The following is a 13,098-nucleotide window of genomic DNA, read 5'->3' as shown; positions in this document are numbered from 1 at the left end:
GCCAATCCCCCGCTCAGCCGGCCGCCTGGCCGAGCAACTCGGCCCACATCGCCGGGAAGTCCGGCAGGGTCTTGGCGGTGGTGGCCACGTTCTCCACCAGCACCCCGGGCACGGCCAGGCCGAGCACCGCGGCGGCGGTGGCCAGCCGGTGGTCCTCGTAGGTGTGGAACACCCCGCCGTGCAGCCGGCGCGGGCGGATCCGCAGGCCGTCCGCGGTCTCGGTGACGTCGCCGCCCAGCTCGTTGATCTCCTTGGCCAGCGCGGCCAGCCGGTCGGTCTCGTGCAGCCGCAGGTGGGCGATGCCGGAGAGCACCGACTCGGAGTCGGCGAGCGCGGCCACGGCGGCGATCACCGGGGTCAGCTCGCCCACGTCGTGCAGGTCGGCCTCGATGCCGTGGATCTTGCCCGAGCCGGTGAACTCCAGGCCCTCGTCGACGAACTGGCAGCTGCCACCCATCCGGGTGAAGAGATCGCGCAGCTGGTCGCCGGGCTGCGTGGTGTGCCGGGGCCAGTCCCGCACGGTGACCCGGCCACCGGTGACCAGCGCGGCGGCGAAGAACGGCGCGGCGTTGGACAGGTCGGGCTCGACCACCAGGTCGCGGCCGAGCAGCGCACCCGGGGTGACCCGCCAGACGTCCGGCTCGCCGCCGTCCTCCGGCGCGTCCACCTGGACGCCGGCCAGGCGCAGCATGTCCACGGTCATCCGGATGTGCGGCAGCGAGGGGACCGGGCCGCCGGTGTTGCGGACCTCGACGCCCTGGTTGTAGCGCGCGCCGGAGAGCAGCAGGGCGCTGACGAACTGGGAGGAGGCCGAGGCGTCCAGCTCGACCACGCCGCCGTCCAGCGCGCCGGTGCCGTGCACGGTCAGCGGGAAGCCGCCGCGGCCGCCGTCCTCGATCCGGGCGCCCAGCGCGCGCAGCGAGTCGATCACGCCGTGCTGCGGGCGCTCGTACGAGCGCGGGTCGCCGTCGAAGTGCACCGGGCCGTCGGCCAGCACGGCCAGCGGGGGGAGGAAGCGCATCACGGTGCCGGCATTGCCCACGTCGATCCGGGCCGGGCCGGCGAACGTGCCGGTCGGGATGATCCGCCAGGCCTCGCCGCCGCCGACACCGCCGCAGTCGTTGTTCACCTGCTCCTCGATGCCGACCCCGAGGGCCCGCAGGCCGTCCGCCATCAGCTGCGAGTCGCGGCTGCGCAGCGGCCGCCGCACCCAGCCGGGCTCGGCGGCCAGCGCCGCCAGCACCAGCGCCCGGTTGGTGACGGACTTCGAACCGGGGATGGTGACGGTCGCGTCGACGGCGGTGGTCGCGATGGGGGCGGGCCACAGGGTGTCGGTCATGCGGTTCAGTCTAGGTGGGTGAGCTCGGCGAACAGCTCACCCGACCGCAGCGTGGACGCCGGCGAACCGTTTCGGCAGCGCCTCCGGCCGCCACCCGGACCGGTGTCGGGCTGCCTCGCGCACCGGTTCAGCGGCCGAGCAGCTGGCTGCCGCCGGCCAGCAGGCAGCAGAGCGCTATCACCAGGAACAGCGCCACCCAGAGCAGCCCGCCCACACCGGTGAGCCGGGCCAGCTGGTCGGCGTCCGAGTCGCGGGCTCCGCCCCGCCGGCGCTTGGCCTGCAGCTCCAGCACCGGCCGCACCCCGGCCAGCAGCAGGAACCACACCCCGAGGTAGGCGAAGCCCGCCTGCAACTGCTCGGTGCCCCACCAGGAGACCGCGAAGAAGGCGCCGCCGGTGACCAGCACGGTGAGCAGCCCGAAGGCGTTGCGCAGCCGGGGGAGCATCGCCGCCAGCAGCGCGGTGCAGAGCCAGAGCAGCGCCGTGATGTGCCCGAACGCGAGCAGGGTGGCCCCGCCCAGGCCGAGCAGCGGGGGCGCGGTGTAGCCGGCCGCGGCGGTCAGCACCATGCCGGGGCCGGTCGGCCGCCCGGAGGAGACGGTCAGCCCCGAGGTGTCCGAGTGCAACCGGATGCCGTGCAGCCGGCGCCCGGTGAGCAGCGCGGCCAGCCCGTGCCCGCCCTCGTGCGCGATGGTCACCACGTTGCGGCTGACCCGCCACACCGGGTGCGGCAGCATCGCCAGCAGCGCGCCGCCGGCGCAGACCAGCACCAGCCAGTGCTGCGGGGCCTGCTGGGTGCCCAGCACCCGCTGCCAGACGTCGCTGATGCCGTGGTTCATGATCGATCCCTGGGGTCGCGGCTGCCGGAGGAGAAAAGGCAGCCTCGCACGGCAAGACGGCACCGCGGTACCCACCGGTTGCTCAGACCGGCCGGTATTTGGGGGGCGGCGTCGCGACGCCACCCCCCAAATACCGGCCGGGAGGTGCCCCCATCGTCGGCGCCGCCCAGACTCGGCCCGGACGCCGCTCCTTCACCCACCCCCCAAATATCGGCCGGTCTAGGCTGACGGTATGTGCGGTCGATTCGCTGCCAGTACCCGGCCCGAGGACATCGTCGAGCTGTTCGACGTGCGCCAGTGGGACCCGGCCGAGACCATCGAGCCCAGCTGGAACGTGGCCCCCACCGACCCGGTGCTGGCCGTCCTTGAGCGGGTGCCCAAGGGCGGGCCGGAGCCGGTGCGCCAGCTGCGGCGGCTGCGCTGGGGGCTGGTCCCGGCCTGGTCGAAGACGCCGGAGACGGCGGTGAAGATGATCAACGCCCGGGCCGACACCGTGCACGAGAAGCCCGCCTACCGCCAGGCCTTCGCCTCCCGCCGCTGCCTGCTCCCGGTGGACGGCTACTACGAATGGCAGACCATCCAGCCCGAGTCGGGCAAGGGCAAGCCGCGCAAGGTGCCGTACTTCGTGCACCGGGCGGACGGCGCGCCGCTGGCGCTGGCCGGGCTCTACGAGTTCTGGCGGGACCGCTCCCGGCCGGCCGACGACGCGGGCGGCTGGCTGGTCACCTGCACCATCGTGACCACCGAGGCCGAGCCGCTGCTGGCCCCGATCCACGAGCGGATGCCGCTCTTCCTGCAGCCGGAGAGCTTCGACGCCTGGCTGGACCCGGCACTGGACGACTCGAACGAGGCCCGCTCGCTGCTGGTCGCACCGGAGCCCGGGCTGCTGCTGGCCCGGGAGATCGGCTCGGCGGTGGGCAGCATCCGCAACAACCATCCGGGGCTGGCCGAGCCGGTCACCGCCGAGGCCGAAGGGGCGCTGTTCTGATGGCCGACCGTGAGACGGTGGCGACCGACGCGGGCGATGCCGCGATCACCTGGCACCGCGCGGCGGGCCGGGCCCGGCTGGTGCTGGGCCTGGGGCACGGCGCCGGCGGCGGCATCGAGGCACCCGACCTGGTGGCGCTGGCCGCCGCGCTGCCCGCCCGGGGGGTGACGGTGGCGCTGGTGGAGCAGCCCTGGCGGGTGGCCGGCCGCAAGGTCGCTCCGGCTCCGAAGACGCTGGACACCGGCTGGCTCCCGGTGGCGCGGCGGCTGGCCGCCGAGGGGCTGCCGCTGGTGGTCGGCGGGCGCAGCGCGGGCGCCCGGGTGGCCTGCCGCACCGGCGCGGGCAGCGGGGCGGCGGCGGTGCTGGCGCTGGCCTTTCCGCTGCATCCACCGGGCAAGCCGGAGAAGTCCCGGGCCGAGGAACTGCTCGGAACCGGTCTGCCGACGCTGGTGGTCCAGGGGGAGAAGGACACCTTCGGCACCCCGGCGGAGTTCCCCGAGCTGCCGGCCGGGCACCGGCTGGCCGGGGTGCCGTTCGCCGGGCACGGCTTCGCGGTGCCCAAGAAGGCGTCGCTGAGCCAGCCGGAGGCGCTGGCCCTGGTGGTGCGTTCGGTGGCCGACTGGCTGGACGGCCTGGCGCTCTGAGGGTGGGCCGACGGCGGCCGACCTGCCATTGTGACGCCGCGCTGGAGTCGGCGGGGGAGCCGGTGGGCCGTTCGGGTGGTGTGCCGGACGGATCCGTGGGCCGCCGGGAATGCACGGGCGGTGCGCGGGGTTAATCCCATCGTCAGCAGGTGGTCAGGCGGAAAGGCAGCGCACATGGGTTCGATCGCGTGCCCCGAGCGGCCCGAGGAGCGGAACGCGGAGAGTGCGTTCCTCCCTTGGTCCGAGTGGGTTGTCGGGGGCGAGAAGTCCGTGAGCCCGATATCCTCGCTTTCGGGCGGGCCCGCGGTGGGTCGTGCCCGCAGTACCGAGGAGGTGGGTCCGGTCGTCGCGACCGAGGACGAGCCGCACGTGGGCCCCGGTGGGGCCGACTTCCCGGCCGGGTCGGAGCCGTCGGGCGGGGAACCGCTGACTGGAGACGAGCTGGCCGAGGCGATCGGCGAGGACACCTTCCGGGTGTCCTCCGACGAGACCGAGGAGGCCCGGCGCGCCCGCTTCGAGCGTGACGCGCTCGGCTACCTGGACCAGATGTACTCGGCCGCGCTGCGGATGACGCGCAACCCGGCCGACGCCGAGGACCTGCTCCAGGAGGCCTTCGCCAAGGCCTATGCCTCCTTCCACCAGTTCCGTGAGGGCACCAACCTCAAGGCCTGGCTGTACCGCATCCTGACCAACACCTTCATCAACTCGTACCGCAAGAAGCAGCGGGAGCCCCAGCGCACCGCGGCCGAGGAGATCGAGGACTGGCAGCTGGCCCGCGCCGAGTCGCACATGTCGACCGGTCTGCGCTCGGCCGAGACCCAGGCCCTCGATCACCTGCCGGACAGTGATGTGAAGGACGCCCTGCAGGCGATCCCGGAGGAGTTCCGCATCGCGGTCTACCTCGCGGACGTCGAGGGCTTCGCATACAAGGAGATCGCCGACATCATGGGCACCCCCATCGGTACGGTGATGTCCCGACTGCATCGTGGCCGCCGCCAGCTGCGCGGCATGTTGGAGGACTACGCCCGCGAGCGCGGGCTGGTCCCGGCCGGCAGCGGGGCTGGGCGCGAGGCGAAAGGCGCGGGCTCATGAGCTGCGGGAACCCGCATGAGACGGACTGCGGTGAGGTGCTCGACCACCTCTACGAGTTCCTCGACAACGAGATGGCCGAGGGTGACTGCGCCAAGCTGCGCGAGCACTTCGACGAGTGCTCGCCCTGCCTGGAGAAGTACGGCCTGGAGCAGGCCATCAAGGCCCTGATCAAGCGGTCCTGCGGCTGTGACGCCACCCCGGCGGATCTGCGGGCCAAGGTGCTGGCGCGGATCGACACCATCCGGGCCAGCCAGCGCGGCGGCGAGCCGGTGGCCGAGGTCGATCCGCAGGCGCCGGCCCATGGCGAGTCGGGTCTGCTGACGGCCGGTCAGGCGGCGACGCCCACCGAGTGAGCTGACGCCTGCCGAGTGAGAGGCGCCTCGAACCGGGGGCCCGGGAGCACACGCTCCCGGGCCCCCGTTCGTTCGTCTGTGCGCCCCTGCCGATGGTCCGATGGTCCGTCAGTTCGCTTGTGTCACCTGATCGGGTGAGTGTGGGCGGCGGCATGGCGGGTATCGCGCCATGCCGGGCATCGGCACCCCGGCCGCGCCCTATCCTCCGAGGATGAGTCCGGACCCTCCGAGCACGAGTCCGGTGAGGTGGGGAGGCTGAGATCGCTGACGATCGCGGGGGCCGCGCGCTCCCAGAGCGAACACCGGCGCCGCTGACCGCGCCCGCCCGCGGATACGTGCTGTTGGTACTGACCGGGGCGGGGGCCGTGCTGCTGCCGTTCCCGGTCAGCTGGACCGGGCCGGTGGACTGGCCCAGGGTCGCCCTGCTGGCCGGGCTGCACGCCTGCTGGGAGTCGTTCGCCCAGGGCGTGCCCTCCCCGTTCCGGCGCGGCCTCCACCGGCTCCGCGCCCTGCTGCGCCGCAGCGCGCCGCTCAGCGGACCGGAGCCCGTCCCGGGCCCGGGCAGCTTCCTGCCGGTGCTCTTCGCCGGGGTGCTGATGCTGCCGCCGGGCGCCGCGGCGCTGGTCGCGCTGCCCGCCATGGCCACCGGAGCCGAACCGGAGCGGCTGCGCCGGGCGTTCAACGCCGCCCAACTGGCCGTCGCCGCCTGGACCGCCGCCGTGCTGTTCCGCCGCCTCGACGGTCCCCGGCTGCTGCTCGGCGCCCGCTACCCGGCCGCGCTGCTCCCGGCGCTGGTCGCCGTGCTGGCGTTCTGCCTGGTCAACGGCGCCCTGGTGACCGGGGTCCGGCTGCTCGCCGAGCGCCGGGCCGACCGGCGCGGCCGCGCCGCGATCGCGCTGCCCGGCCCGGCGGCGCTGCTGCACGCCCTCGGGGGCCTGCTGATGGCGGTGCTCTGGCAGGGCCCGTACGGCGGCTTCGCCGCGGTGCTGGCGCTGCTGCCGCTCTCGGTCTCGGCCTGGGTGCTGGCCCAGGGGCAGCGGGAGTGGTCGGCGCACCGGGCCACCGTGGAGGCGCTGGTGCAGGCCGTGGAGATCAAGGACGCCTACACCCGCGGCCACAGCGAGCGGGTCGGCCGGGCCTCGGTGCTGATCGCCGGTCAGCTCGGCATGGCCGGCGAGCGGCTGCGCACCCTGCATTTCGCCGGCACCCTGCACGATGTCGGCAAGCTCGGGGTGGCCACCGAACTGCTGCGCAGGAACGGTCCGTTGACCGAGGCGGAGCGCCGGGCCGTCGAGGTGCACCCGGAGTACGGGCACGAGCTGGTGCGCGGCATCGACTTCCTCGGCGAGGCGCATGCCGCGATCCTGCACCACCACGAGCGGATGGACGGCCGCGGCTATCCGCACGGCCTGGCCGGCGACCGGATCCCCGAGTTCGCCCGGATCATCGCGGTCGCCGACGCCTTCGACTCGATGACCTCCACCCGCTCCTACCGGCGCGGCCGCCCGGTCGCCGAGGCGGTGGCCGAGCTGCGCCGGTGCGCCGGCAGCCAGTTCGACCCGGTGATGGTGGACGCCCTGGTCGCCGCGGTGGACCGGCACGGCTGGCAGCCGGTGCTGCCGGCCGCGGATCCGGCGGACGCCGACGTGCCGGACATCCCGCTCGGGGTGCCGGAACCGGCGCCCCGGGTGAGCGCCGGCGGCGGGCGGTGAGCCGGCCGCCGACCGGGCCGGCCCGCCTGGTGAGGAGCCGGTCGCTGACTGGGTCGTCCCGCTCGGCGGGGAGCCGGTCGCCGGCCGGGGCGTCTCGCTCGATGGGGAGCCGGTCGCCGGCCGGGTCGCCTTGCTCGCCGGGGAGCCGGTTGCTGACCGGCTCGCCCCGCCCGGTGGTGACGGGGGCGTCGCTGGTCCGTGCGGCCGCGCTGCTGCTGCTCGCGGCGGCCGTCGCCAAGCTGGTCGCCCGCGGCCTGGCCGAGCCCGAGGTGGCATGCAGCTTCGCCGCGCTGGTGACCGTCGGCGAGGCGGTGCGGGCCGGCGCGCCCGGCGAGCACGGGCAGGCGCCGCTGGGCGCGGCGGCCGGGCTGGCTTACGCGCTGCTCGGCCCGTTGCACGGGCTGCCCACCGGCCACGGGGTGCTGCAGGCGGTGGCGGTGACCGGGGTCGGCGCGCTGGCCGGCGCGCTGCTGCGGTCGGCCGGCCGGGCCGCCTGGCACCGCCGGCGCGGCGAGCGGCGGGCCACCGTGCCCAGGCCCCGCACCCCCGCCCGCCCGCACAGCCCGAGCCGCCCGCAGGCCCGCTCCCGGGACTGGCGCGCGGCCGCCTGCGGTGCGCTGCGCTGCCGGGTCCCGGCGGCGGTCGGCTGGGCCGATGGCGCGGCTCGCCGACTGCTCACCGTCGGGTTCGCCGCCATCCTGTTCCAGCCGCTCTACCTCAGCGGCGCGCTGGACCGGATGCCGCTGGCCGGCCCGGCCTACGGCGCGTTCCTGGTGCTGGTGGCCGCGCTGGTCGGCCTGGCCGACGCGGTGCTGGCGACCCTGCAGCAGCCGGGCGGCCGGTTCGGCGCCGTGCTGGAGGACCAGGTGCGCGCGCTGTGCGGGATCGGCTCGGCGATCGCCGCGACCGGCATGCTGGTCAGCCTGGCGGCCGGCGAGGTGGGCCTGTGGGCGCTGCCGGTGTTCTGCCTACCGCTGCTGCTCGCCCAGGCCTCGTTCCGGCGGGCCGCGGCGGTGCGCGCCACCTACGGCCAGACCATCGCCACCCTGGCCCGGGCCACCGAGGTGGCCGGCTACACCGCCCCGGGCCATGCCCGTCGGGTGGCCGACACCGCCTGCGCGCTCGGCCGTGAGCTGGGGCTGGGCACCCAGCAGCTCGCCCTGCTGGAGTACGCCGCGCTGATGCACGACATCGGCCAGCTCTCGCTGGTCGAGCCGGTGCGCGGCGGGGCCACCGCGGGCCTGCCGGAGCCCGACCAGCAGCGGATCGCCCGGCTGGGCAGCGAGGTGATCCGCTGCACCGGGGTGCCGATCCCGGTGGCCGAGCAGGTGGCGCGCTCGGCCGATCCGCTGACCGGCCCGGACGGCCGGGCCGACCGCACGCTGCCGCTGGCCGCGCGGATCATCCGGGTGGCCAACGCCCACGAGGACCTGGTCGGCCCGGCGGCGGACGACGCGGCGGCGCTGTCCGCCCTGCGCGACGGCGCGGGCCGGACCTACGACCCGGTGGTGGTGGCCGCCCTGGAAAGGCTGCGCGCGGCGGGCGTGGGCCGGTGCACGGTGGCGCGCACCGAGAGCGGGTGAACCCCGGTACGCTCGCCCGCGCCGAGCGGGAACCTCGTGCAGTGAGCGCACCCCGCTGCAGCCGTGGTTGGATGCGGTCATAGCGTGGAACTACCGGACCGGGGGCCCGCCGGCTCTCGGCTCCGGCCGACAGCGCAGCTCACCGGACATACCAGGAATCAGTAGGACTCAGCGGGACCGAGCGGACGGGCGGCAGGGCAACGTGAAGATCTTCCACCGGGCACGGCATCGGCCGTCCGCCACCTGGCGGCAGACGACCGACCGGGCCTTCACGCTGATCGGCGACGGGCGGTACGAGGATGCCGGTGCTCTTCTGGTGATGGCGGCCGACCTGGAGCCCTGGCTCTCCGACTCCTGGTTCAACCTGGCCCTGCTGCACAAGTTCCGCCGGGACTGGGAGCAGGCCCGGGTCGCGGGCCTGCGCGCGGTCGCGCTGCTCGACCGCGACCAGGGCGCCCCCGACTGGTGGAACCTGGGCATCACCGCCACCGCCCTGCAGGACTGGCCGCTGGCCCGCCGGGCCTGGCAGGCGTACGGGCTGAAGCTGCAAGGCGGCCCGGCCGCCGAGGGGCCGGTCCGCCTCGATCTGGGCACCACCCCGGTGCGGCTCTCCCCGGAGGGCGAGTCCGAGGTGGTCTGGGGCCGTAGACTGGATCCGGCCAGAGTGGAGGTGCTGTCCATCCCGCTGCCGTCCTCCGGCCGCCGCTGGGGCGAGGTGGTGCTGCACGACGGCGCCCCGCACGGCGAGCGGGTGGCGGGCGGGGCCGCGTTCCCGGTGTTCGACGAGATCGAGCTGTGGGCGCCGTCCCCGGTGCCGACCTATGTGGTGCTGCTGCAGGCCGCCACCGAGACGGACCGGGACGCCCTGGAGCGGCTGGTCGCCGAGGCGGGCTACGCGGCCGAGGACTGGACCTCCTCGGTGCGGCTGCTCTGCCGGGCCTGCTCGGAGAGCCGGATGGCCACCGACGACGGCTACACCGTGCACCACGACCCGCATGACGACGGCGACGCCGCGCATCCAGGGCACCTCAGCCACCTGAGCCAGGGCAGCGGGGCCGACGGCTGGCTGACCGAGCGGGAGTGCGGCATCGCCGCGCCCGCCGGGCTGGTCCGGCTGCTGCTGGACCGCTGGGTGGCGGCCTCCCCGACCACCCGGGCCTACCGGGACGTGGAAGAGGTCTGCTGACCGGGCCCCGTAGTCTTCAGGCCCTCCTCTAAGGTTGAGCACAGACCGAGCACGCGTTACAGGAGCGGACCGATGGCCGAGCAGCACGACGAGCACACCCATGAGCACCACGAGCCGGCCGTCCCGGCCAAGGTGATCGGCGAGGAGCCCGACCTGACCAAGGGCACCGCCCGCCCGATCACCGTGGTCGGCAATCCGGTGCTGCACCGCGAGTGCAAGGTCGTCACCGAGTTCGACGCCGACCTGGCCGCGCTGATCGACGACATGTTCGTCTCGATGTACGCGGCCGAGGGTGTCGGCCTGGCGGCCAATCAGATCGGCGTGGACGCCAAGGTGTTCGTCTACGACTGCCCGGACGACCAGAACGTGCGGCACATCGGGCACATCATCAACCCGGTGCTGGAGGAGCTCCCGGTCGGCCGCCGCCGCACCCTGGACGACGGCAACGAGGGCTGCCTGTCGGTGCCCACCGCCTACGCCGAGCTGCCCCGGCCCGACTACGCCGTGGTGGCCGGCCAGGACAAGGACGGCAACTCCATCCGGGTGGAGGGCACCGGCTTCTTCGCCCGCTGCCTGCAGCACGAGACCGACCACCTGAACGGCTACCTCTACATCGACCGGCTCTCCAAGCGGGCCCGCAAGGACGCGCTGCGGCAGATGGCCGAGGGCACCCCGCGGTACGCCACCGTGCCCAACGAGGCCTGACGAACCGCCAGGAAGGCTGCGGGACGCTGCGGTTGACCAGGCCGCCGTAAGTCGGGACCAGCGGACGGGCCGACCACCCACCGGGGTGGCCGGCCCGTTCCGCATTACGCCGTCGAGGTGATGAGGTGACCGTCAGAGCCCATCCGTGCAGCCGCACGTGCCGTGTCAGGGCGGCCGATTGCCAACCATGCTGACTATGGTTCGGGGCAGTCGAAGAGGCAACCATGCGCTACCTGAAACCAAAGGGACGGGATTCCCCTCATGTCCAGTCGTCTGGTGGGCGGCACCGCTGCCGCAGTCCTGTTGGCCGCTGCGAGCCTGACGGCGGTGGCCGCGCCCGCGGCTCGGGCCGGGACCGGCGGGAGCCGGACCGTCGACTACTACGGCTACCGGCTGCAGGTGCCGGCCGGGTGGCAGGTGGTCGACCTGGCGCAGGACCCGCGCGCCTGCGTCCGCTTCGACAAGAACACGGTCTACCTCGGCACCCCCGGTGCCGACGAGGACTGCCCGGCCCACCTGGTCGGACGCACCGACGCCGTGCTGGTCCAGCCGGTTCCGCACCCGAACGCGTTCAGCCCGGCCGCGCCGGTGGTCGCCCCGGGCACGGCGGTGCCGGCCGGGATCGTGGCCGAGGGCGCGCACGCGCATGAGATCCGGGTCCGACTACGCGGCACCGGCCTGCAGTTGACCGCGACGTATGGCAAGGACCCGGCGCAGGTGAATGGCATCCTGGCGGGCGCCACCGTGGTCGCCGGCGCGGCCCCCGCCCCGGCCGCGGCTCCGAGCCCGACGGCCAAGAGCGGCACCGCGACCGTGGCGCCCGACACCGACATCACCGGCAGCGCCTTCGACACCTGCTCCGCGCCGTCCGTCACGCAGCTGAACTCCTGGATGTCGGACCCCGACAACCCCTACCGGGGCGTCGGGTTCTACCTCGGTGGCAGCACCGCCTGCGCGGGCGGCAACGTCAGCCCGAGCTGGGTCTCCTCCCTGGCGACCTCGGGCTGGTCCTTTCTGCCGCTCTACGTCGCTCCCTCCGCCTCCGCCCTCCCGGGCGACCCGGCCGCCGCCCGCAGCCAGGGCGCGGCGGACGCGGCGGACGCCATCGGCAAGGCACAGGCGCTGGGCTTCGGAGCGGGCTCCGTGCTCTACAACGACCTGGAGGGCTACGACTCCAGCCTCTACCGGACCCAGGTGCTGAACTACCTGAGCGGCTGGAGCGACGAGGTGCGCGGCCAGGCCTTCCGGGCGGGCGCCTACGTCGGTGGTGACAGCGGCGTCCAGGACCTCGCCGCCAACTACGACAACACCGCGTACTCGGAGCCCGACGTGCTCTGGTCGGCGGCCTGGAGCACCCAGGCGGACACCTCCGACGCCGGCATGATGCTGAGCGCGTACGGCTCGAACTACTGGCCGGCCGGTCGCCGCGTCCACCAGTACTCCGGCAACGTCACGGAGACCTACGGCGGCGTCTCGGTGCAGATCGACGGCGACGCCGCCAGCGTCAACTCCTAGGCCTCCGGCAGCACCATGCGGGCCGGCCGGCGCTGGGCCCGGTGGATCTCCCACTGCGAGGTGGTGATGACGCTGCCCCCTGCCGGCCTCGGGCCGGCAGGGGGCAGCGGTGCTTCGGGCCAGGCCGCGGCGCCTCGGCCTAGAAGTCGTCGTCGAAGGCGACCGAGCCCTCGACGGCGACCTGGTAGGCGGAGACCCGGCGCTCGAAGAAGTTGGTCAGCTCCTGGACGTTCTGCAGCTCCATGAAGCCGAACGGGTTGGTGGAGCCGTAGCGGATCGGCATGCCCAGGCGGGCCAGGCGCTGGTCGGCGACCGCCTCCAGGTACTGCCGCATCGACTCGGTGTTCATCCCCGGCAGGCCGTCACCGCAGAGGTCCTGGGCGAACTGCAGCTCGGCCTCGACCGCCTGCTCCAGCATCTCGGTGACCTGCTGGGCCATCTTGTCGTCGAAGAGGTCGGGCTCCTCCTCGCGGACCGTGTCCACCACCGACATGGCGAAGTCCATGTGCATGGACTCGTCGCGGAACACCCAGTTGGTGCCGGTCGCCAGGCCGTGCAGCAGGCCGCGCGACCGGAACCAGTAGACGTAGGCGAAGGCGCCGTAGAAGAACAGGCCCTCCACGCAGGCCGCGAAGCAGATCAGGTTGAGCAGGAAGGCCCGGCGGTCCTCCTTGCTCTGCAGCGAATCGAGGTGGTCGACCGCGTTCATGTACGTGAAGCAGAACTGCGCCTTCTGGTGGATGGAGGGGATGTTCTCCACCGCCGCGAAGGCCGCCGCGCGGTCGTCCGGGTCGGGCAGGTAGGTGTCCAGCAGGGTCAGGTAGAACTGGACGTGCACCGCCTCCTCGAACAGCTGCCGGGAGAGGTAGAGCCGGGCCTCGGGGGAGTTGATGTGCTTGTAGAGGCTCAGCACCACGTTGTTGGCGACGATCGAGTCACCGGTGGCGAAGAAGGCGACCAGGCGGCCGATCAGGTGCCGCTCGCCCTCGCTCAGCTTGGCGAGGTCGGCGACGTCGGAGTGCAGGTCCACCTCCTCCACGGTCCAGGTGTTCTTGATCGCGTCCCGGTACCGGTCGTAGAACGACGGGTAGCGCATCGGACGCAGCGTCAGCTCGAAGCCGGGGTCGAGCAGCATCTTGCGAT

At 74.0% G+C, this 13,098-nt stretch carries 12 protein-coding genes; 9 read left to right on the top strand and 3 right to left on the bottom strand.

Annotation, left to right across the window (positions count from 1 at the left end; translation table 11 throughout):
- Positions 1–13: 13 nt before the first annotated feature.
- Both aroA and P3T35_RS18405 read right to left on the bottom strand, forming a co-directional pair.
- On the bottom strand, positions 14–1,339 hold the full coding sequence (gene aroA / locus P3T35_RS18410) for a 3-phosphoshikimate 1-carboxyvinyltransferase (RefSeq protein WP_101382131.1): 1,326 nt from the start codon (positions 1,337–1,339) through the stop codon (positions 14–16).
- A gap of 127 nt (positions 1,340–1,466) precedes the next feature.
- Complete coding sequence (locus P3T35_RS18405) at positions 1,467–2,177, bottom strand: M50 family metallopeptidase (RefSeq protein ID WP_101382132.1); 711 nt, start codon at positions 2,175–2,177, stop codon at positions 1,467–1,469.
- A 232-nt stretch (positions 2,178–2,409) separates the two neighbouring features.
- Here P3T35_RS18405 and P3T35_RS18400 point away from each other — a divergent pair, with 232 nt between their 5' ends.
- The 9 genes from P3T35_RS18400 (at position 2,410) to P3T35_RS18360 (ending at position 11,955) form a co-directional block, all read left to right on the top strand.
- The gene (locus P3T35_RS18400) at positions 2,410–3,165 is read left to right on the top strand and encodes an SOS response-associated peptidase (protein ID WP_101382133.1); all 756 of its coding nucleotides are present in this window, start codon (positions 2,410–2,412) and stop codon (positions 3,163–3,165) included.
- On the top strand, positions 3,165–3,809 hold the full coding sequence (locus tag P3T35_RS18395; RefSeq protein ID WP_101382134.1) for an alpha/beta family hydrolase: 645 nt from the start codon (positions 3,165–3,167) through the stop codon (positions 3,807–3,809). Before P3T35_RS18400 ends, P3T35_RS18395 begins: the two co-directional genes overlap by 1 nt.
- Positions 3,810–4,262: 453 nt before the next feature.
- Positions 4,263–4,901 carry a sigma-70 family RNA polymerase sigma factor gene (locus P3T35_RS18390; protein WP_228718677.1) on the top strand — a complete coding sequence of 213 codons (639 nt, stop codon included), beginning with the start codon at positions 4,263–4,265 and terminating at the stop codon, positions 4,899–4,901.
- Positions 4,898–5,254: a mycothiol system anti-sigma-R factor gene (rsrA, locus tag P3T35_RS18385; protein ID WP_101382135.1), complete on the top strand. Its 357-nt coding sequence runs from the start codon at positions 4,898–4,900 to the stop codon at positions 5,252–5,254. The genes P3T35_RS18390 and rsrA overlap by 4 nt, the downstream gene beginning before the upstream one ends.
- 335 nt (positions 5,255–5,589) lie before the next feature.
- Positions 5,590–6,966 carry an HD-GYP domain-containing protein gene (locus P3T35_RS18380; RefSeq protein ID WP_280706819.1) on the top strand — a complete coding sequence of 459 codons (1,377 nt, stop codon included), beginning with the start codon at positions 5,590–5,592 and terminating at the stop codon, positions 6,964–6,966.
- A 149-nt stretch (positions 6,967–7,115) separates the two neighbouring features.
- Positions 7,116–8,549, top strand: coding sequence for an HD domain-containing phosphohydrolase (locus P3T35_RS18375; RefSeq protein WP_280706817.1), 1,434 nt, complete (start codon positions 7,116–7,118; stop codon positions 8,547–8,549).
- A gap of 202 nt (positions 8,550–8,751) precedes the next feature.
- A complete protein-coding gene (locus P3T35_RS18370) occupies positions 8,752–9,735 on the top strand; it encodes a hypothetical protein (RefSeq protein ID WP_101382136.1) in 984 nt (327 codons plus the stop codon).
- A gap of 72 nt (positions 9,736–9,807) precedes the next feature.
- Positions 9,808–10,440 (top strand): peptide deformylase, encoded by a 633-nt coding sequence (gene def / locus P3T35_RS18365; RefSeq protein WP_101382137.1) that lies wholly within the window; start codon positions 9,808–9,810, stop codon positions 10,438–10,440.
- A 261-nt stretch (positions 10,441–10,701) separates the two neighbouring features.
- Positions 10,702–11,955, top strand: coding sequence for a DUF1906 domain-containing protein (locus P3T35_RS18360; protein WP_101382138.1), 1,254 nt, complete (start codon positions 10,702–10,704; stop codon positions 11,953–11,955).
- A 139-nt stretch (positions 11,956–12,094) separates the two neighbouring features.
- Here the strand turns inward: P3T35_RS18360 and P3T35_RS18355 are convergent, their stop codons facing one another.
- Entirely contained in the window at positions 12,095–13,090 is a 996-nt protein-coding gene (locus P3T35_RS18355; protein ID WP_101385252.1) for a ribonucleotide-diphosphate reductase subunit beta, read from the bottom strand.
- Between the last annotated feature and the right edge of the window lie 8 nt (positions 13,091–13,098).

Source organism: Kitasatospora sp. GP30 (assembly GCF_029892145.1).
Classification (GTDB): Bacteria; Actinomycetota; Actinomycetes; order Streptomycetales; family Streptomycetaceae; genus Kitasatospora; species Kitasatospora acidiphila.
The sequence above is the reverse complement of the archived record's forward strand: the minus strand, read 5'-3'. Positions and strand labels throughout refer to the sequence as shown.